The organism is Metabacillus sp. YM-086, assembly GCF_048059995.1.
GTDB lineage: Bacteria > Bacillota > Bacilli > Bacillales > Bacillaceae > Metabacillus > Metabacillus litoralis_B.
This window is the reverse complement of record NZ_JBLUOI010000083.1, coordinates 1-19,404: the sequence shown is the minus strand read 5'-3', so window position 1 is coordinate 19,404 and position 19,404 is coordinate 1. Positions and strand designations below refer to the sequence as shown.

General features: G+C 35.5%; 20 protein-coding genes. 6 read left to right on the top strand and 14 right to left on the bottom strand.

Annotated features, from left to right (window positions below):
• On the bottom strand, window positions 1-914 hold a 914-nt coding region (locus ACEWK1_RS23510; protein ID WP_416636707.1), incomplete at its 3' end, for an NAD(P)-dependent malic enzyme.
• Window positions 915-1,138: 224 nt separating this feature from the next.
• On the bottom strand, window positions 1,139-4,492 hold the full coding sequence (gene dnaE, locus ACEWK1_RS23505; RefSeq protein ID WP_416636706.1) for a DNA polymerase III subunit alpha: 3,354 nt from the start codon (window positions 4,490-4,492) through the stop codon (window positions 1,139-1,141).
• A 195-nt stretch (window positions 4,493-4,687) separates the two neighbouring features.
• On the opposite strand from dnaE, the gene ACEWK1_RS23500 reads away from it, so the two are divergent.
• From ACEWK1_RS23500 to ACEWK1_RS23490, 3 genes are all read left to right on the top strand, one after another.
• A complete protein-coding gene (locus ACEWK1_RS23500) occupies window positions 4,688-5,023 on the top strand; it encodes a YtrH family sporulation protein (protein ID WP_026560822.1) in 336 nt (111 codons plus the stop codon).
• Window positions 5,020-5,523 carry a sporulation membrane protein YtrI gene (ytrI, locus tag ACEWK1_RS23495; protein WP_098795023.1) on the top strand — a complete coding sequence of 168 codons (504 nt, stop codon included), beginning with the start codon at window positions 5,020-5,022 and terminating at the stop codon, window positions 5,521-5,523. The genes ACEWK1_RS23500 and ytrI overlap by 4 nt, the downstream gene beginning before the upstream one ends.
• Window positions 5,524-5,794: 271 nt before the next feature.
• A complete protein-coding gene (locus ACEWK1_RS23490) occupies window positions 5,795-5,983 on the top strand; it encodes a hypothetical protein (RefSeq protein WP_098795022.1) in 189 nt (62 codons plus the stop codon).
• A gap of 250 nt (window positions 5,984-6,233) precedes the next feature.
• Here the strand turns inward: ACEWK1_RS23490 and ACEWK1_RS23485 are convergent, their stop codons facing one another.
• Window positions 6,234-7,172, bottom strand: a complete 939-nt coding sequence (locus ACEWK1_RS23485; protein ID WP_212136903.1) for a DHH family phosphoesterase — start codon at window positions 7,170-7,172, stop codon at window positions 6,234-6,236.
• 222 nt (window positions 7,173-7,394) lie between these two features.
• Between ACEWK1_RS23485 and ACEWK1_RS23480 the strand changes: the two genes are divergently transcribed.
• Window positions 7,395-7,694: a YtpI family protein gene (locus ACEWK1_RS23480; RefSeq protein ID WP_212136905.1), complete on the top strand. Its 300-nt coding sequence runs from the start codon at window positions 7,395-7,397 to the stop codon at window positions 7,692-7,694.
• Window positions 7,695-7,760: 66 nt separating this feature from the next.
• Here ACEWK1_RS23480 and ACEWK1_RS23475 read toward each other — a convergent pair whose 3' ends face one another.
• From ACEWK1_RS23475 to ACEWK1_RS23440, 8 genes are all read right to left on the bottom strand, one after another.
• Window positions 7,761-9,077 (bottom strand): DRTGG domain-containing protein, encoded by a 1,317-nt coding sequence (locus ACEWK1_RS23475; protein ID WP_121663041.1) that lies wholly within the window; start codon window positions 9,075-9,077, stop codon window positions 7,761-7,763.
• A gap of 107 nt (window positions 9,078-9,184) precedes the next feature.
• Window positions 9,185-9,427 carry a hypothetical protein gene (locus ACEWK1_RS23470; RefSeq protein ID WP_121663042.1) on the bottom strand — a complete coding sequence of 81 codons (243 nt, stop codon included), beginning with the start codon at window positions 9,425-9,427 and terminating at the stop codon, window positions 9,185-9,187.
• Window positions 9,428-9,539: 112 nt separating this feature from the next.
• Complete coding sequence (locus ACEWK1_RS23465; protein WP_121663043.1) at window positions 9,540-10,220, bottom strand: metal-dependent hydrolase; 681 nt, start codon at window positions 10,218-10,220, stop codon at window positions 9,540-9,542.
• A 293-nt stretch (window positions 10,221-10,513) separates the two neighbouring features.
• Window positions 10,514-11,632 (bottom strand): alanine dehydrogenase, encoded by a 1,119-nt coding sequence (ald, locus tag ACEWK1_RS23460; protein WP_212136907.1) that lies wholly within the window; start codon window positions 11,630-11,632, stop codon window positions 10,514-10,516.
• Window positions 11,633-11,742: 110 nt separating this feature from the next.
• Window positions 11,743-12,510 (bottom strand): SDR family oxidoreductase, encoded by a 768-nt coding sequence (locus ACEWK1_RS23455; RefSeq protein ID WP_212136909.1) that lies wholly within the window; start codon window positions 12,508-12,510, stop codon window positions 11,743-11,745.
• Window positions 12,511-12,791: 281 nt separating this feature from the next.
• Complete coding sequence (locus tag ACEWK1_RS23450) at window positions 12,792-12,953, bottom strand: hypothetical protein (RefSeq protein WP_162987434.1); 162 nt, start codon at window positions 12,951-12,953, stop codon at window positions 12,792-12,794.
• Window positions 12,954-13,051: 98 nt separating this feature from the next.
• Entirely contained in the window at window positions 13,052-14,425 is a 1,374-nt protein-coding gene (gene argH, locus ACEWK1_RS23445) for an argininosuccinate lyase (RefSeq protein ID WP_212136911.1), read from the bottom strand.
• Window positions 14,422-15,624 (bottom strand): argininosuccinate synthase, encoded by a 1,203-nt coding sequence (locus ACEWK1_RS23440; RefSeq protein ID WP_121663047.1) that lies wholly within the window; start codon window positions 15,622-15,624, stop codon window positions 14,422-14,424. The genes argH and ACEWK1_RS23440 overlap by 4 nt, the downstream gene beginning before the upstream one ends.
• A gap of 256 nt (window positions 15,625-15,880) precedes the next feature.
• Between ACEWK1_RS23440 and ACEWK1_RS23435 the strand changes: the two genes are divergently transcribed.
• The gene (locus ACEWK1_RS23435) at window positions 15,881-16,198 is read left to right on the top strand and encodes a hypothetical protein (protein ID WP_212136913.1); all 318 of its coding nucleotides are present in this window, start codon (window positions 15,881-15,883) and stop codon (window positions 16,196-16,198) included.
• Between the two features lie 37 nt (window positions 16,199-16,235).
• Here ACEWK1_RS23435 and ACEWK1_RS23430 read toward each other — a convergent pair whose 3' ends face one another.
• Together ACEWK1_RS23430 and ACEWK1_RS23425 are read right to left on the bottom strand one after the other, a co-directional pair.
• Window positions 16,236-16,751: a MogA/MoaB family molybdenum cofactor biosynthesis protein gene (locus ACEWK1_RS23430; protein WP_212136915.1), complete on the bottom strand. Its 516-nt coding sequence runs from the start codon at window positions 16,749-16,751 to the stop codon at window positions 16,236-16,238.
• 12 nt (window positions 16,752-16,763) lie between these two features.
• Window positions 16,764-17,603 (bottom strand): EcsC family protein, encoded by an 840-nt coding sequence (locus ACEWK1_RS23425; RefSeq protein WP_162987435.1) that lies wholly within the window; start codon window positions 17,601-17,603, stop codon window positions 16,764-16,766.
• Between the two features lie 266 nt (window positions 17,604-17,869).
• Here ACEWK1_RS23425 and ACEWK1_RS23420 point away from each other — a divergent pair, with 266 nt between their 5' ends.
• Window positions 17,870-18,019: a hypothetical protein gene (locus ACEWK1_RS23420; RefSeq protein ID WP_162987436.1), complete on the top strand. Its 150-nt coding sequence runs from the start codon at window positions 17,870-17,872 to the stop codon at window positions 18,017-18,019.
• A 134-nt stretch (window positions 18,020-18,153) separates the two neighbouring features.
• On the opposite strand, the gene ACEWK1_RS23415 is transcribed toward ACEWK1_RS23420, so the two are convergent.
• The gene (locus tag ACEWK1_RS23415; protein ID WP_212136917.1) at window positions 18,154-19,341 is read right to left on the bottom strand and encodes an acetate kinase; all 1,188 of its coding nucleotides are present in this window, start codon (window positions 19,339-19,341) and stop codon (window positions 18,154-18,156) included.
• Window positions 19,342-19,404: the final 63 nt, after the last annotated feature.

Sequence of the window (19,404 nt, the reverse complement as noted above, 5' to 3'; positions counted from 1 at the left end):
CCAATAACCTTCGCACCAGCTTCTTTGGCCTCATTCGGCATAATTTCTGGAACAGGATTAGCCATAGCAAAAATAATTGGATTCTCATTCATTGATTGAACCATTTCTTTAGACAAGGCCCCTTCAACCGAAACTCCAATAAATACATCGGCACCTTTAATAACATCGGCTAAACTACCTTCTAGCTGATCTCTATTTGTGTATTTAGCTACTTCCGATTTCACGTTGTTCATACCGTGTGAACGATTTTCAAAGATCGCACCTTTCGTGTCACACATAATAATATCTCTTACACCATAGCTATATAAAAGCTTAATGATTGCAATACCAGCTGCTCCTGCACCGTTAGCTACAACCCGGATATTAGACATACTTTTTCCGACTAATTTAAGAGCATTAACAAGCCCTGCTACTGTTACAATCGCAGTACCATGTTGGTCATCGTGAAAAATAGGGATATTCGTTTCCTTTTTTAAACGTTCTTCAATAACAAAACAATTAGGAGCAGCTATGTCTTCTAAGTTTACTCCACCAAACGTTGGTTCAAGCAACTTAACTGTATTAACGATTTCATCAATATCTGTCGTGTTTAAGCAAATTGGAAATGCATCCACTCCAGCAAAACTTTTGAAAAGAACAGCTTTTCCTTCCATAACCGGTAATGCTGCTTCAGGACCAATATTCCCTAACCCGAGCACAGCCGTACCATCAGAAACTACTGCAACCATATTACCTTTCATCGTATAATCATAGACTTTGCTTTTATCATCATAAATGTCTTTACAAGGTTCAGCTACACCAGGTGAATAAGCAAGGCTTAAATCATAAGCATTTTTCACTGGAATCTTTGACTTTGATTCTAATTTCCCTTTGTTAACACGATGAATATGTAAGGCTTCTTCTCTTAATGACATCATGAACACTCCCCATGTAAAGTACTAGAACAAGTACCCTATTGTAAGAATCTAATTGTTTAGTTACCAGTTCAGCTGTATCTATTATTATTCTGCCTATCACTCTTTAAAAAAGTGGTCAGACCACTTTAAATCATTATTAAATGATAACATAATTCATTTGATTGTAAAGCATCGTTTAGCATAAACATACTCATTTACGAAAATAGCCTTACAATTAAAGGCTACTCCTGTTTTAGCACAACATTATTTTGCCCAAGTAAATTCATTAAATCTGTTAAACACTCTTCTGTAGCTGAAACTGAGAACTCTTCAGGTAATTGAATGGTCCTCTTATCATGCTCATAATAAAGGTAGACAGGGATACTCCCATGAAAACGACTTAGTATCTTCTTTACATCTAGAAGCTTTTGTTGATCTGAGAACTGCTTCTCAATTTTCACAAATAGCTTTCCATGTTTTGAAACGGCTGGTAAGTGATCCAGTTCTTTTATTTGCTGAACAATAAACTGAAGTTTATCCTGTCTTCTTTCAACTTTTCCCTCCAGATAGAAAATCATTCCGTCCTTCACCTTTTCACCAAACTTTGAATAAGTTTGTGGGAAAATAACCGCGTCAATATCTCCTGTTTCATCTCCAAGTAGTAAAAAAGCCATAACCTCACCTTTTTTGGTACGTATTGTTCGTACATTTGCTACCAAAGCCCCAATTGAAACCTTTCGATCTACATTTGAGGATAGATCATCAATAGTAACAGCACGGACTGCATGAAGGTTTGAACGGTACATTTCAACAGGATGAATCGAAAAGTATAAACCTAGAGATTCTTTTTCAAATCTAAGTTTTTCTTCAATTTTAAATGGCTCTACTTCAATATACTTTGGCTTTAGATTAAACTCTTCATCCAAAAAGAGATCAAATTGACTTTCATCTGATGGAGTCATTAGCTCCGCATGCTCAATGGCAACATCCAGGCTTGCAAGCAAAGTTGCACGATCAATAGTAAACTCATCCATTGCACCAGCAAAAATAAGTTGCTCCATCGTTTTTCTAGTCACAATTTTCATTGACACCCTTATACAAAAATCAAATAAGTCAGTAAAAGGTCTTTTCTTTCTTGCATGAAAAATTTCCTTAATAGCCGCTACACCTACATTTTTAATAGATGTTAAATTATAGCGAATACTAGCACCTTCTACTAAAAATGCAAACTCACTTTTGTTTACAGAGGGTGGCAGCACTGCAAAACCTTTACGTTTCGCCTCTCGAACATATTGAGCAACTTTATCTTCATTTCCACTTACACTTGTTAATAAAGCTGTTAAAAAATGGAGAGGATAATTTGCTTTTAAAAAGGCTAATTGGTAAGCAATCATACTATAGGCAACTGCATGACTACGGTTAAATCCATAGTTGGCAAACTTTACAATTAAATCATAAATTGAGTTTGCCACTTGTTGACTATAACCGTTTCTCATACAGCCCGAGACAAAATGTTCCCTCTGTTGATCTAGTATTTCTTTCTTTTTTTTCCCGACGGCTCTTCTTAATAAGTCTGCTTCCCCTAGAGTAAATCCTGCAATAGTAGAAGCCAATTCCATTATTTGCTCCTGATAGACAATAACACCATAGGTATTCTTTAAAATCGGTTCCAGTGAGGGATGTAAATATGTTGTGCTTTTTCTTTTATGTTTTCTGTCAATATAAAGTGGTATATTTTCCATCGGACCAGGTCTGTATAACGCATTTACAGCAACAATATCCTCAAGATTGCTAGGTTTAAGACGCTTTAAAACACTTCTCATCCCCTCGGATTCAAGCTGAAAAACTCCTGTTGTATCTCCCTGGGATAAAAGATCAAACGTTTTTTCGTCTTGATAGGATATGTTCGTCAAATCAACTCGTTTTCCTTCAACACGTTGTATAGATTTCATAATATTCTCGATTAAAGAAAGGTTTCTTAAACCTAAAAAATCCATTTTTAAAAGCCCGAGATCTTCTAAGTAATCCATAGAGTACTGTGTTAAGTACACATCCTGTTGCCCTTGCTGAATTGGAACAATATTTGTTAAAGGTTGATCACTTAAAACAACACCAGCTGCATGTGTAGAAGTATGCCTTGGGAGGCCTTCTAGTTTTAAAGCTGTTTCATAGATTTTTTTATTCAGCTCATTTTCAGTAATTAATTTCTGTAGTGCCTGAGATTCTTTAAATGCTTCTTGAAGGGTGATTCCAGGTCGAGATGGGATCAGCTTCGATAAGACATCTGTTTCCTTAGGCGAAGCTCCCATTACTCTCCCCACATCACGAATAGCTGCTTTTGCTGCTAACGTACCAAAGGTAATAATTTGTGCAACGTGTAACTTCCCATATTTGTTTGCTACATAAGCTATTACTTCATCACGTCTTGTATCTGGAAAGTCAATATCAATATCCGGCATAGTAATACGCTCTGGATTTAAAAACCTTTCAAAAAGCAACCTATGTTTAATTGGATCTACATCCGTAATTCGTAGCACATATGAAACAAGAGAGCCGGCAGCAGAACCTCGTCCTGGACCTGTTAATATGCCATGATCATGAGCGTACTTCATAAAGTCCCATACAATTAAAAAATAATCACTAAAATTCATTCTTTTTATAATATCTAACTCATAGCTTAGTCTTTGTAAATAGATAAAGTCAGGGTTTTCAAATCTTGTATTTAATCCTTTGTAACAAAGCTCCTCAAGATATTCATCAGCATGTTGGTTTTTGGGAGTAGGGTATTTTGGTAGATGCGTAACGCCCAGATTAAGATTCACTTTACACCGAGCAGCTATCTTTAATGTATTTTCTAATACATCAGGGGACTCCTCGAATAAAGATACCATTTCAGTTGGACTCTTTAAGTAATTTTCATGTGTACCTTTTAGGTCAACATGAAAATCAGAAAGCTTTTCACCACGTTTTAATGCAATTAGACATTGCTGAGCAAGGTAATCTTCCTTTTCGATATAGCAAACATTATTCGTTGCCACCATAGGAATATTCACTTCATGACTAATATTCAGTAAATGTTTATGTAGAGACTCATCTTCTAAGGATACTCTCTGAGTTCCTAAGTATATTGAGTTTTCACCAAATAGAGTTTGATATTTTTTTAATAAGACAATTACTTGCTCAAACTGTTCTTTTTCAAAGCTTTCCATGAACATCTGTCCTGGAATAATGGCTATTAATCCAGAATGATAGCTTTTTAACCATCGATCCGGAATCCCTTCAGGTGATTTTGTTTGAAGAGCACTGCTTATTTTTAATAAATTCTGATACCCCTCGTTATTTTCAGCTAGTAGTACAGCTGTCATGTCCGTCTCATGTTGTTCATCTATGATTGTGACTGTCATACCTAAAATAGGCTTTATTCCATTTTCTTGACAAAGCTTATAAAAAGCTACAGCCCCATACATCACATGAAAATCAGTCAATGCTATAGCATTGAATTTATATTCTTTTGCCTTATTAACTAATTTATCTAATCTTGCTGCACTTGAGAGCAAGCTGTATGCACTTTTCACTTGAAGGTGAACAAACGGCATATATTCCCCTCCTTTCTACATTTGTTTTAAATTTTTATTCAAGGATCATTTATATATCCTTCATTATATTCCCGCGGTTATATAGTTACAAATAAGAGCGTTCACTGTTAGAGAATTTAGACCATTCCTACAACAATATTTTCTTTCATACTTAATATAGGTCGTCCATATATATAGAGTAGGGGGTTGATAGTCATGGACAAAGAAGCCTTTATGCCGGCTTTTATTCATAGTTACTTTATAGCACTAGGAGTACTTTTAGGTGGCACGCTAATCGGTGCCATTGGTGCTTTTTTAGCAGGAGAACCACCATTAACCAAAATGTTTGAATTTGCTAATAGGCTAAAAATTTGGGCTCTTGTTGCAGCAATAGGTGGTACGTTTGATGCTTTTTACAGCTTTGAGCGTGGAATTTTTCAAGGTGAAACACGAGATATTGTTAAACAAGTATTGTTAATTGTATCAGCTATGGGTGGAGCTCAAACAGGTTGGTTACTTATCACTTGGTTAACACAGGAGCATCTTTCATGAGAATCCCGCCGCACTATCAGCAACCTTCATGGCAACGTTTTTTTGCAGGTGCAGCAATAGGGGCAGTTATTAGTTGGGGTGTTTTCCTTTTTATTTTTGGAGTTATTCAAGAAGAACATAGTACAATTATAAATAAACAAAAGCAAACAATTCAAGATTTAGAGAATGACAAGAAAATCTATCAAGAAGAGTATACAAAATTAAACAAAAAAGCTCAAGAAAAGCTGACTGTTCAAGAGATTAAGATTAAATTAACTAACGGTGATCGCTACCTTTTTAAGGATTTTAGGATAACGAATATTGAAAACAGTGTAAAGGAAGATTTAAAAGACGTAATGGCCAAGGATATTGAGAGTATCGTTTCTAATCATCTATTAATAGAACGAATCATTGAAAATAAACCATTAAAGTTTGATGGAAAAGAATACAAGCTTGAAATGACAAAATTCATGTTAACCACCACACTATATATTGAAGTTAAAATATCCTTTGTAGACTAACAATACTCCTAAGGAATTTGAAATATTTGAGATTTTCATTAAAAATTAATCGCAAAACCTTCCCTTTTCCGATAAAATAGAAATAGGAAAAACAAGGAAAATACATTCACTTAAAAACAAGCTGGTTTGCTCTCTAACAAACTGGCTTTAACTTCCCCTTCCACTCTTCAAAGAACATTTATTCCAACAATTATAACAATTGATTCCTTGTTTAACCAACTCACTTTATAACGATTTATCTGTTGTACCACTACTTAACGGAGGGATGGATATGTATATTTTAAGTTCAAAACAAGTTGTCCAGGAAAAGATTAACCATATCAAAAAAGGCTTCTCAGCATATGTAGAAACAGCTGAGCTTGCAAACATTATCAAAAAAGAATGTCAGATTCTACAATTGGATGTGTATGAGGATGCTACAGAGCTAGGTTATTGGTTTATTCCGACCAAAGAAAAGTAACCGCTATCATTATTTCTTCATCAATGTAAAACTCCATTATCAAAGTGGCGTTTTCAAAGACCCTCATCACATGTTCTATTCAAACCACTAGAAACGTAATCCATAACTTTATTGTAAGCAAACTAACCTCTAAACAAGAATTCTTCTGGATCGTAAATTTTAATGCAAGGAACTATGTTATCTTATGACTACCGACTAGGGTTAAAAAAGGGTTCGGCAGTTATTACCGAACCCTTTCTTATTTATTGGATCATTCATCCTGACAAAGCACTTCTAGATCATGTAACACCTGTTTCGCTTCTTCCCAACTATATACAGAAGCTCCAGATGCGAGTGGATGTCCGCCACCATTATATTTTTTAGCTAATTCATTTATTACAAGTTTTTTTGCTCTAAGTCTAACACGGATCTGATTTTCTTCTTCCACAAAGAACACCCATGCTTTCACACCTTCAATATTACCTAAAATTCCAACAAGCTGTGAAGCTTCTGAAGGGGTTACATCAAATTCCTTTAATATATCTTTCGTTATACTCATTGATGCAGAACCTGATGATGTTAACGTAAAGTTTTGAAGTACATATCCACTAAGTTTAGCGACGTTTCTCTTTGTTTTGTAAAGTTCGTCGTAAATTGGTGTAGGATTAATTCCTTTTGAGATTAATGCACTTGCATACTGAAAGGTTTTCTCCGTTGTACTCGGGAATAGGAACCTTCCTGTATCCCCCACAATCCCAGTATAAAGAAGCTCTGCCGCTTTTTCAGATAATTTAAAGCCCTGATCTTTTCCTTCTAAGTACAGTTCATAAATCATTTCACTTGTAGCACTTGCCTCAGTTTCAACCCACAAAAGATCTCCATATTGATCATCATTTGGATGGTGGTCGATTTTAATCAATTTTTTACCTGTATGATAACGTTGATCACTGATGCGGGCTTGATTTGCTGTATCACATACAATAACAAGTGCTTCTTGGTATATATCGTCTGATATATGATCCATTTTATAGAGAAACTCAAGCGTTGGCTCAGATTCTCCTACAACATAAATTTTCTTATTTGGGTATGTAGCTTTTATCATTTCAGCCAAACCGCATTGAGAGCCATAGGCATCTGGATCTGGACGAACATGACGATGAATGATAATTGTCTCATTTTGGCTAATTTCATCTAGTATTTGTTGTTTCATTTTGGTCTCCTTTTCTCTCTATATAGTTTTATTAAATCATAAATACAAATTTTAAAAAAGAATGAATCTTCAGGATTTTCATTTCATCGCATTTATTTAAAGACATGTTAAACGAATCATGCTATCTTTTATTATAGGTTGTATAAGAAGATATTTCTTCTTTTTTACCTTACTAGATGCAAGAGTAGAAAAAATACTCATCTCAGTAGTGGAGGTTTTTATATGCCAGTTTTAGTTGTACTTATAATTTTTTCGCTAGCTTTCTATTTGTACTATAAAGTCAAAGCATACAGATCAAATAAGCAAGCGGAGAAAAGTTGGATATCTGCGAAAGCTAGCATTGCATTAGGTCTGTTTGTTGCATTTTTTGGACTTAATCAATTATTCATGTTTCGCTCAGCCTTATCATTTGTTGTGGGAATTATTTTTCTGTTAATCGGTTTTGGCAGTGCATGGGCAGGATACCGCGCTTACAAGCATTATCTTCCATATGTTCTAAAAGAAATAAAAGAACAACAGTAAAGAATTCTTCGAAAAAATAGGGTTAACTGTTTTATAAAACAGTTAACCCTATTTTTGTATCCTGTATTATCTCTCAATCAATTGAACCATCATCATTGCTTTTCCTACGACAACACCGTCGCTATATGCTTCTATATCAATTTTTCCAAACTTACGACCAACCTCTAATATTTTAGGGTGAATTTCAAGCACTGATTCCATTTGAACAGGTTTAATAAAGTATATTGTGATATTTTCAACAACAATGTCACCTTTTTTCTGTGCTCTTAAATAACGATTAACGGACTCTGTAACAAGTGTCGTAAAAACTCCATAGGAAATGGTACCAAGGTGATTTGTCATTTGCGGAGTTACTTCACATCGAAAAATACTACTGCGTTTTGATTCATCATCAATCGTTATAAATTGATTTGTCACAATGTCATCAAGCTTTTCACCAATTTGTGGTTGACGTTGGATCATTTGAAGGGCCTTAAGTACATCTTGACGACTAATAATCCCTTGCAATCGATTCTGCTGGTCTACTACCGGCAAAATTTCGATTCCTTCCCAAACCATCATTTGTGCTGCTGATGCAACAGAAGTTTTACCAATGACCGTAATCGGGCTTTTAGTCATTATTTTTTCGATTAGGGTTGAATGGTCGTTCCCCATAATATCTTTAGAGGTAACAATTCCTTGCACTTTTAAGTTCTGATCTATCACTGGAAACCGACCATGTCCAGTTTCATAGTTATGTTGATACCAAGTTGCCACCGTATCAACCGTTGATAAACAAATTGTTTTATCAATCGGTGTAAGAATATCCTCCACCTGTACGATTTCTTTCTTAATCAACTGATCATAAATTGCTCTATTGATCATTGCGCCAACCGTAAAGGTATCATAGCTTGTTGAAATAATTGGTAGCTCTAGCTCATCAGCTAATTTTTTCACACTATCTTCTGTATCAAAACCACCTGTTATCAATACTGCTGCACCAGCTTCAAGTGCATATTGATGGGCAGTTGTACGATTCCCGACTATAAGTAAGTTCCCTGCACCTGTATATCGCATCATGGCATCAAGCTTCATCGCACCGATAACAAATTTATTTAATGTTTTATGTAAACCTGCCCGTCCACCTAAAACTTGCCCTTCAACAATATTAACAACCTCAGCATATGTTAATTTCTCAAAGTTCTCTTTCTTTTTAGTTTCGATTCTAATCGTTCCGACACGTTCTATCGTACTAACATATCCTTTGTTCTCTGCTTCTTTAATCGCACGATATGCTGTTCCTTCGCTAACATTTATATCCTTCGCAATTTGTCTAACAGAAATTTTTTCACCAACTGGCAGTGAAGTTATATACTGCAAAATTTGCTCGTGCTTTGTAGCCAAGCTGCATCACCCTTTTTATATTAGTGCATTTATCTAATAAGACCGCACAAATACGGTTTAAAAAACAAACTAATCCACTTTTATTATAAGGGTGAAGAGGGCTTATATCAACGCAGTGTTTGTCTTTGTCTCTTTTTCTGAATCTGCTTATAGGATTTTAGCTGCTTTGCTTGAACCTGTTGCTTTGGTCGGTACAAATAATGAGCAAAGTTTCCACCAATAACAAAAATCGCTAAGCACAACCAGCTCATCGCAAATACAGTTTGCGTTTGGTCACCCGAAAGTGAGATATGTTGAAGTCCAAAATAGAGCATCATTAATGCAATTAATGCGTACATTAGGTTTTTCATATTGATTCATCCTTTCTATCGAAGCTTTGTTTTATTTTATGCATGTACACATAAAAAAAGAAGCAATGAATGAGATTCTTTGCTTCTTTCTAGCACTATTTAATTCCCTCGATTATAGCTCGTATTTTTCTCCGACTTTTAATGGCAAGCCAATGCCTTCTGGTAAGGATTGAGCGAATTTTTCTGGATCCTGCTTAATGGCTGGAAAAGTATCATAATGGATGGGCACGACTTTCTTTGCATTTAGCCAAAGAGCTGCGTCCTTTGCGTCTTCAGGCCCCATTGTTAGATTATCTCCTATTGGTAAAAATGCAAGGTCTATTGAATTTCGTTCTCCAATCATTTTCATATCAGTAAAGAGTGCAGTATCACCTGCATGATAGATTGTTTTGCCTTCAGATGTTAATAGAACACCTGATGGCATACCAGTATAAATAACGGTACCATCCGGCTCTTGATAGCTAGACCCATGAAAAGCCTGTGTTAGCTTAACTCTACCAAAATCAAAATCATATGCTCCCCCAATATTCATTGGGTGAATATCAATTCCATTTTTCCCTATGTAAACCGCCAGCTCGTATGGGGCAATAACTAAAGCATTATTTTTCTTGGCAATTTCTACTGTGTCCCCAACATGATCATTATGACCATGTGTAAGAATAATAACATCTGCCTCAACTGAATCAGCTGTCAAGTCTGTTAATTCATTGCCAGTAATAAATGGATCAATAATAATTTTTTTATTGTGTGCTGTTACTTGTACAACTGCATGTCCGTGATATGAAACATCCATTTTATTCAACTCCTTATATAGTTGAATCAATTTCACAATGTATCATTTGTTATCAAAAAACGTATGAATTACACATTTAATAATGTTTTTATCCGTGTATTGTTTATTAACATGTTCAAGGTTAATAAACATGTTCGTTTTTTGATTTAAGAGTCATAATTATGAAATTAACTCAGTTAAAATGGTTAAATTAATAAGATTTGTCCACTAAAACTTTACCCATTTTTATTTCTAGTTAAACGGATTTACATGAAAAACCTAGCTTTCACTAAGTTTTTCATGTGGTGTTTTACTCATGAATTCAATAATGAAGTGGCATCCTTAAAAGTAAGTCCATGTGCCTTTGCAACTGCTTTATACGTTACAAATCCCTTCAACGTATTTAATCCTTTCAGCAGCGCAGAATCTTCTAAACAAGCTTTTTGGTAACCTTTCGTTGCAATGATATTCGCATAAGGTACAGTGACATTCGTTAATGCCAATGTAGAGGTTCTTGGAACTGCCCCTGGCATATTAGCTACAGCATAATGTAAAACACCATGCTTTTCATACGTTGGATTGTCATGGGTCGTTAACCTATCAATTGTCTCGAAAATGCCGCCTTGATCAATGGCAATATCAACAATAACAGAGCCCTTAGCCATTGTCTTTACATCCTCTGCTAAAACAAGCTTTGGTGCTTTTGCCCCAGGTATTAACACAGCCCCAATCACAAGGTCTGCTCGTTGAACCGATTCTGATATTGTAAGGGGGCTAGACATAATTGTTGATACTTCTTTTCCAAATAAATCATCAAGCTGCCTTAGCCGTTCCGGGTTTGTATCAAGTATCGTAACCTCTGCTCCTAATCCACAGGCAATTTTAGCGGCATTTGTACCGGCTACACCACCGCCTATAATCGTAACACGTCCCCTTTGTGTGCCAGGAACTCCAGCAAGCAAAATTCCTTTACCACCTTTTGGCTTTTCTAATAGTTGGGCACCGATTTGCGCAGCCATTCTCCCGGCAACTTCACTCATTGGTGTTAATAGAGGAAGTGCCCCATTTGAAAGCTGTACAGTTTCGTATGCAATCGATGTTACCTTTTTATTAATCAGAGCTTTTGTAAGCTCTTGTTCAGCCGCAAGATGTAAATAAGTAAATAAAATCAGATCATCACGAAAATAGGAAAATTCCTCTTTTAACGGCTCTTTCACTTTCATTACCATGTCCATTGACCAAGCCTCAGCAGCTGTTTTCACAATCGTTGCACCAGCATCTTTGTATTGCTCATCTGTAAAGCCAGATCCTAATCCTGCATTCGTTTCAATACAAACTTCATGTCCAGATTTTATTAACTGATTTACCCCGGCTGGTGTTATCGCTACACGGTTTTCATTATTTTTTAATTCAGCTGGAATGCCGATTTTCATAAGTATTCACCCTTTAATTTGCGTTCTTATCAGTATGACCATATTTCATCATATGATGACGCAATAAGACAGGTTAGTGAATTTTTCTAAGAACGTATATTTTCTTGTTTTCAGATATGAAACCGATGTATTACGTTTGCTCCACCAGTAACCTCAATTATGGAGCCTGTGATCATGTCCGAGTTTTCATCACAAATAAAGGCAACAGTTCTTGCAATATCTTCTCCTGTACCGGAACGGCCAATTGGTGTTTTCGATTCAACATCACTCATTATTCTAGACTGCTCAATCGTTGCTTCTTTCATTTCTCCGACAATGTTTCCAGGGCAGATCATATTAGCGGTAATTCCATGTTCTGCTTCTTCAATACTTATTGATTTTGTTAATGATACAAGCCCCACCTTTGCAGCACTAAAAGCAGAGCGGTGAAGCCAACCTGGAGAGGATTCGGCTCCTTGAAAGCCATATGTAATAATTCTTCCGTATCTTTGCTGCCTCATGATTGGAATAATCTTTTTGAACAAATGAAAGACTGAACTTAAATTTCCCTCTATCATTTGATACCACTCTTCATCTGTATAATCAGCTAGCTTCTTTCTTTCAAATATGTATGGACCAGCATTATTTATCAAACAATCTATTCTACCGAACCGTTCAATTGTTATATCAATCATGTTTGTGAGATCTTCTTTTTTCGTAACATCACCTTGAACAAAAAGAATACGATCCGATAGATGTGAATAGGTATTTTTAAGCTTTTCTACCGCTTCTATGTCTTTTCGATAATTAATTGTTACTGAATACCCGCGTTGTAAAAACTCTTCAGTGACTTTTTTTCCTAACCCTTTAGATCCTGCGGTAATAAGGGCATGTCTCACGATATCTTCCTCCCCATTTAACTTGTCCTTAAAAGGATATCAATCATTAATACGCTCTATCTAAAGGAATATTCCTCTGTAAAACTGTTTATTTTTTATTATAGGACTGGATTACTTCGATATTATCACAATAACTGATAGATCTATCCATTACTACTTCTATTGTGCTAATAAATGTGAGATTTTACAATTATCTTGTTTTGAAAAGGAATTGAGGATGTTTAGAAGGGTTTTCGTGGATTAAAAAAGCTGACTCATCTTAAGCCAGCACGAACATACTTTTAATCTTTTCTTATTGCTCGAAAATGTTCTTGTAAAAAGTTTGGATCATACTGCTGTTCGACAACCCCACTTGAATAAGAATCAGTTAATTGTTGCATTGTTTCTTGTTCGCCAAGGTGGTCGTAGTAATACGTTTGTCTCGTAACTCTTCTTTCTTTCATAGTTTTCAGCTCCTTATTTTCATATGCTCGCGATTAGTTTATCTGAAAATAAGGAGCCTATACTATGAATTACTGTTTTATTTTTGTAAAAAACCGTTTTACTTTAACGTTTGTTTAGCCTTTTCCAGTGCTTGTTTTACCATTTCAAAGCCAGTCCCACCAGCGCTCATACGTTTTCTTACTGCTTCGTAAGGATTGATCATTTCATATAAGTCTTCTTCAAATAAAGAGGAGGCTTTTTTGTATTCTTCAAAAGGCAGATCCTTTAAATAAATTCCTGATTGAATACATTGATAAACCAAAGTCCCAACAACTTCATGTGCTTCTCTAAACGGCATACCTTTTGTTGATAAATAATCTGCAAGTTCAGTAGCATTAGAGAAGTCTTCTGATGTTGCTTTTTCCATCTTCTCTTTGTTTACCTTCATTGTATCAATCATACCGATAAATATTTGAAGACTTCCTTCAATCGTTTTTACGGTATCAAACATTCCTTCTTTATCTTCTTGAAGGTCTTTGTTATAAGCAAGTGGAAGTCCTTTTAAAATAGTTAAAAGTGACATTAAGTTTCCATACACTCGCCCTGTTTTTCCTCTAATTAGCTCGGCCATATCAGGATTTTTCTTTTGTGGCATGATACTGCTTCCTGTTGCGTAAGTGTCATCAAGTTCAATAAATTGAAATTCTTGGGAACACCAGAAAATAATTTCTTCACAGAAGCGTGATAAATGCATCATTAATAATGAGCTGTTGCTAAGAAATTCAATAATAAAGTCACGATCGCTTACCCCATCCAAGCTATTTTCATAGATACCATCGAAGTTCAGCTTTTCTGCAGTATAAGCACGGTCAATTGGAAAGGTTGTACCAGCTAGTGCAGCACTACCAAGCGGCGATATATTAATTCTTTTAAGAGATTCAGTAAATCTCTGTTTATCACGGTCAAGCATCCAAAAATAGGCCATTAAATGATGGGCAAATGAGATTGGTTGTGCACGCTGAAGATGAGTATAACCAGGTAAAATTGTTTCAACATGTTCCTCAGCTTTTCCAATTAGTGAGTGTTGCAATCCATCAATTAATTCAACAACCATTGCCACATGTTTACGCAAATAAAGGTGCATGTCAGTCGCTACTTGATCGTTACGGCTTCTCCCTGTATGTAATTTTCCTCCAACAGGACCGATCTCATCAATTAATAATTTTTCAATATTTAAATGAATATCTTCATAGTTTACAGAAAAAGAAAGTTCATTCTTTTTTGCTTTTTCTAACAATGACGTTAAACCTTTTGTGATTTCTTTTGCTTCGTCTTCACTAATAATTCCGCACTTACCAAGCATTTCAACATGTGCGAGACTACCTGTGATGTCTTCCTCAACTAATTCCTGATCAAAATGGATGGATGCACCGAACTCATCCACCCATTGTTCAGGGGTTTTTTGGAAGCGTCCACCCCAAAGCTTTTTCATACTTCCACCTTCTTGTTATTTTTCACCATGCTGTTCACTTTAGTTGGAAGTCCAAATAATTCGATAAAGCCAATTGCTGCATTGTGATCAAATGCATCATCTTTCGTATATGTTGCAAGCTTCTCATCATATAGAGAGTAGTCAGATTTTCTTCCTTCAACAATCGCATGACCCTTAAATAATTTCACTCTTACAGTACCTGTCACATATGTTTGTGTTTCCTTTAAGAAAGCGTGTAAAGCAGATTTTAATGGTGAGAACCATAAGCCGTTATAAATAAGCTCTGCAAGCTTTTGTTCAATCACCGGTTTGAAATGAGCAACTTCTTTTACTAACGTTAAATCTTCTAGCTCTTTATGAGCCTTAATTAATGTCATTGCACCCGGACATTCGTAAACTTCACGTGACTTAATCCCAACAAGGCGATTTTCCACATGGTCAATACGACCTACACCATGCTTACCTGCAATTTGATTTAATTCAAGAATTAATTCATGTAATGGATAAGCTTTATCATTAATTTTCACTGGTACACCTTGCTCAAATTGAATCTCGATCATTTCCGGTTGATCTGGAGTTTTTTCAATTGGTGTTGTTAAATCATATGCACCTTCTGGAGGAGCAGCCCACGGATCTTCTAAAATACCACATTCGTTACTTCTTCCCCAAAGATTCTGGTCAATTGAATAAGGACTATCTAAGTTAATAGGAATCGGAATACCATGTTTAGACGCATATTCGATCTCCTCTTCACGAGACCATCCCCACTCTCTTACTGGGGCAAGCACTTCAAGATCAGGGTTTAATGCTTTGATTGAAACTTCAAAACGTACTTGGTCATTTCCTTTTCCTGTACAGCCGTGTGCAATTGCAATTGCGTTTTCCTTTTCTGCAATTTCAACTAGCTTCTTAGCAATTAACGGACGAGATAACGCAGAAACTAATGGATATTTTCCTTCATAAAGTGTATGTGCTTGTAAAGCAACTAACGCAAAATCATTTGCGAATTCTTCTTTAGCATCAATCATGTATGATTCAACAGCACCTACTTGAAGAGCTTTTTGTTGTACAAATGCTGTATCTTTTCCTTCACCTACATCAAGGCAAACTGCAACTACTGCGTACCCTTGTTCTTGTAACCATTTAACTGCAACAGAGGTATCTAGTCCTCCGGAATATGCTAAAACAACCTTTTTCATCTAATTGTTCCTCCTTAGTTGTATAAAAATTAATATATGTTTATAAAAATACATTTGTTGTATAGATAACACTTTACCAACAGTTTCCCTATTTCGTCAATAGAAAAATGTATATTTTCTTAATTCTTTGTATAAAAATAAATTTTTCTGTATTGCTCAAGTTAATATATACCATTCATATAAAAATGTTACTTATAGATGATTTGATTTCAGTATTGTAAAATAAGGATAGTCATGAACGGAAGAGGGAGAAAAATTGAGCGAACACTTTACCTATGATCCTAGGCTTAATATAATGATTCCAATCTTGGATAAACCATGGACAACATATAGTATGCAAACTCAATACCTCATACTTGCAGAGTGGGAAAAAATCCGTGGTCATATTCCTGACAGAATAATAGAAGTAGAAAAAGAAATAAATAGGAAGCAGGAGCTACTGAACCACGAGGAAGATTTTGATACATCCTGTGAATTAAACGGGGAAATTGCAGAGCTTGCTTCTATTATAAATGATTTGTGGATATGGTTTAGAGCAACCCAACATGTGTCACTAGTTAAAACGCATAGCTAAAACAAAAGAAGGCTCATTCTAGCCTTCTTTTACGATTTCATATTAAGTCCTTCTTAACCTCTCTAGCTACATGACCTAGCTCCGGAAGGATCAGCTTCTCCATTGCCAGCTTCACAGCACCAGATGAACCTGGCATAGAAAAGATCGCGGTATTCATTGCTACTCCAGCTATAGCTCTACTTAAAATGGCTGCAGAACCAATATCATCCCGGTAGCTTAGCATACGAAAAATCTCACCGAAGCCTGGTATTTCTTTTTCAATTAATGATTCAACTGCTTCAATTGTCACATCCCTTTTCGCTATCCCAGTACCCCCATTTGTTAAGACAACATCAATTCCTCTTGTTTCACACCCTTTTAAAACAGAACTGCGAATCAATGTTTTTTCATCACGAACGATTTCATAATCAACAGTGATATGGCCATTCTCCTCTAATAATTTCTTTATTAACTGACCACTTTTGTCAGTTTCTTTATCTCTTGTATCACTAATTGTTACGACCTTGCACCTTATACGATCAGGAGCATGTAACTTATGTTCTTCAGTACTCATGATACCCTCCTGTTACTGACTAGTTTTTTCAAATATAAGTCTATATTGATAATATTTATTTGCAAATTCCGTTATCTGCCGAGTAAATTGATAATTTCCTGCAGCACCAATCATCATGCTAACAAGTGGAATCCCTGCAACCAATTTTCTCTTAAATAAAGATAATACAGAAAGCTTCGCAATTTGAGCAAGAATATACTTCATGCTATTTTGGTCAGCCATATCCTCGTTACCTTCGTAAAAATAATTCATTCCATTATCAGATTGGAGTTCTTTCTTTAATTCAATCCATTGTTCGTATTGTAAATGTTTTGGCATTAAAGCGGCATGATAGACTTTTAACGAAGTCATCATTTCATATGGATTATTTATCTCATAACCATAACACATAGAAATCATTTGAGTGGCTCTTAGATTCATAACTGCCTGCAATGGAATATCAGCACTTGTGAGAAGCATACCTCCCGTACCAGTGATACCGCCTTGGAAAAACGAATAAAGCCGGTGTTTAGAAGTCTGTAAATCAGCTAAGTAATGAAGCTGATCGATCGAAAGGAAATGCAAATCACTGACCTGCTGAATGCGATTGTTCAATGCTCTTGCAGATAACAATATTTGATTTTTCGCATCTTTTTGTATAAATGAATTTTGAATAACAGAGTGCAGGTTAAAAAGACTTGTATCCACTTTTTCATAGAACACCTTCTGCATTCGCTCAGGTATGTCATCGAGCTTCCGAGTAAGCCACCTGTCAAACGTTCTTTGAAAATCTGTACGACCATCATTTTGGAGGTCAATTTCCCATGTTTTAATTTCCTCTAATATAGCTTTCTCACGACCTAATTCATTCATCCTCATGATCTCCTTACTCCAAGCAAAGTAGGTATTATTTGGTGAACTTGTTACTTTTATCATAACATAAAAGCCCAGAATCAGAATAATAACAAAGAGATTGATTTTGTAAAGATCATTGCATTTGAGAATCAAATATGAAGTTTTTGTTACATCTATTTTCTTTCGACAAGAAAATCATGTAACGAAATATAACAATCTTATAGAATGGTTGTTGTACTCTAACATATGATAAACACAATCAAATTTAAGAAGGAGTGTTGAAGATGAAACATTTCGTGTTTACGATTGATTCAGATGAAATTATTATTAAAGCCAATGGAATGATTGATGCGATCTCAAAGGTAAAACAAATGATCATAGAAAGTGGGAATGATAAAAAAGAATTGAAGTTCGTAGGTGTTAAGTATTTATGATTTTATATAATTCCTCTAAAAATAATTCTAAACAATACCCCGGTATGCTGGTTAATAAACACTTTAACCCTGCATACCATTTTTAATCTATATAGAAAAAGACAACCACCTGAGGTTGCCTTTAAGAAACATGATTATTTTGCCATTCTTACTACATCTCTTGCAATCATTACTTCTTCATTTGTAGGGATTACTAATACTTTTACCGGTGAATGCGGATAGCTAAGGTATGCCTCTTCTCCACGAACCTTATTAAGTGCAGGATCCCAATAAATCCCCATAAATTCAAGACCTTTTAATACACGAGCGCGAATTTCTGTACTATTTTCACCAATACCAGCTGTAAAAATAATGGCATCAACACCTGACATTCTTGCAGCATAAGAACCAATATATTTATGGATACGACTAGCAAACACTTCTAATGCTGTTTCTGCTCTCTCGTTGCCTTCTTTAGCAGCTGATTCGATGTCACGTAAATCACTTGAAAGACCAGAAATCCCTAAAATACCACTTTTCTTATTTAAAATATCTAGCACTTCTTCAGCTGTCTTTTCTGTTTTCTCCATAATAAATGGAATTAAAGCCGGATCAATATTCCCTGATCGTGTACCCATTGCTACACCTGCTAGTGGTGTAAAGCCCATAGATGTATCAATAGAACGACCGCCTTCAATTGCAGCAATACTTGCTCCATTACCTAAGTGACATGAAATTAAGCGTAAATGCTCTACTGGTCTTCCTAAGATTTCAGCTGCACGCTCTGATACATATTTATGGGAAGTTCCATGGAAACCATATTTACGAATTCCATACTTTTCGTAATATTCATAAGGTAGACTATATAAGAAAGATTGCTCTGGCATTGTTTGGTGAAATGCTGTATCAAATACTGCAACAGCTTCAACATTTGGAAGAACTTCTTTAAAAGCCTTGATTCCTACAATATTGGCAGGATTGTGAAGTGGTGCCAAATCAGAAAGCTCTTTAATCTTAGCAAGTGTATCATCTGTAATTAAAACAGAATCATTAAATACTTCTCCACCATGTACGACACGATGTCCGATTCCATCTATTTCATCTAAAGATCGAATAATCCCTAAACCTGTAAGCTTAGATAATAAAATTTTAACAGCTACAGCATGGTCTGGAATATCTGATACATCTGTTTGTTTTTCTCCATTTACCGTAATGCTGAAAACAGAATCATTAATCCCAATTCTCTCAACTAATCCTTTTGTTAATACTGTCTCACTTGGCATATCAAAAAGTTGAAATTTTAGAGATGAACTACCTGCATTGATTGCAATAATTTTTGCCATTTAGTAACTCTCCTTTTTTGTGTATACAAGCTGCCGTTAACAAGAACTCTTCATATGTAAAAC

What these genes read in the sequence shown, in the direction of transcription:
- ACEWK1_RS23485 (WP_212136903.1), bottom strand. Translation starts at nt 7,172, where the DNA reads ATGAAACAACAAATACTAGATGAAATTAGCCAAAATGAGACAATTATC.
- ACEWK1_RS23500 (WP_026560822.1), top strand. Translation starts at nt 4,688, where the DNA reads ATGGACAAAGAAGCCTTTATGCCGGCTTTTATTCATAGTTACTTTATA.
- ACEWK1_RS23425 (WP_162987435.1), bottom strand. Translation starts at nt 17,603, where the DNA reads ATGAATGAATTAGGTCGTGAGAAAGCTATATTAGAGGAAATTAAAACA.
- ACEWK1_RS23430 (WP_212136915.1), bottom strand. Translation starts at nt 16,751, where the DNA reads ATGAGTACTGAAGAACATAAGTTACATGCTCCTGATCGTATAAGGTGC.
- ACEWK1_RS23420 (WP_162987436.1), top strand. Translation starts at nt 17,870, where the DNA reads ATGAAACATTTCGTGTTTACGATTGATTCAGATGAAATTATTATTAAA.
- ACEWK1_RS23480 (WP_212136905.1), top strand. Translation starts at nt 7,395, where the DNA reads ATGCCAGTTTTAGTTGTACTTATAATTTTTTCGCTAGCTTTCTATTTG.
- ACEWK1_RS23450 (WP_162987434.1), bottom strand. Translation starts at nt 12,953, where the DNA reads ATGAAAGAAAGAAGAGTTACGAGACAAACGTATTACTACGACCACCTT.
- ACEWK1_RS23490 (WP_098795022.1), top strand. Translation starts at nt 5,795, where the DNA reads ATGTATATTTTAAGTTCAAAACAAGTTGTCCAGGAAAAGATTAACCAT.
- dnaE (WP_416636706.1), bottom strand. Translation starts at nt 4,492, where the DNA reads ATGCCGTTTGTTCACCTTCAAGTGAAAAGTGCATACAGCTTGCTCTCA.
- ACEWK1_RS23465 (WP_121663043.1), bottom strand. Translation starts at nt 10,220, where the DNA reads ATGGATGTTTCATATCACGGACATGCAGTTGTACAAGTAACAGCACAC.
- ACEWK1_RS23470 (WP_121663042.1), bottom strand. Translation starts at nt 9,427, where the DNA reads ATGAAAAACCTAATGTACGCATTAATTGCATTAATGATGCTCTATTTT.
- ACEWK1_RS23440 (WP_121663047.1), bottom strand. Translation starts at nt 15,624, where the DNA reads ATGAAAAAGGTTGTTTTAGCATATTCCGGAGGACTAGATACCTCTGTT.
- ytrI (WP_098795023.1), top strand. Translation starts at nt 5,020, where the DNA reads ATGAGAATCCCGCCGCACTATCAGCAACCTTCATGGCAACGTTTTTTT.
- ald (WP_212136907.1), bottom strand. Translation starts at nt 11,632, where the DNA reads ATGAAAATCGGCATTCCAGCTGAATTAAAAAATAATGAAAACCGTGTA.
- argH (WP_212136911.1), bottom strand. Translation starts at nt 14,425, where the DNA reads ATGAAAAAGCTTTGGGGTGGACGCTTCCAAAAAACCCCTGAACAATGG.
- ACEWK1_RS23415 (WP_212136917.1), bottom strand. Translation starts at nt 19,341, where the DNA reads ATGGCAAAAATTATTGCAATCAATGCAGGTAGTTCATCTCTAAAATTT.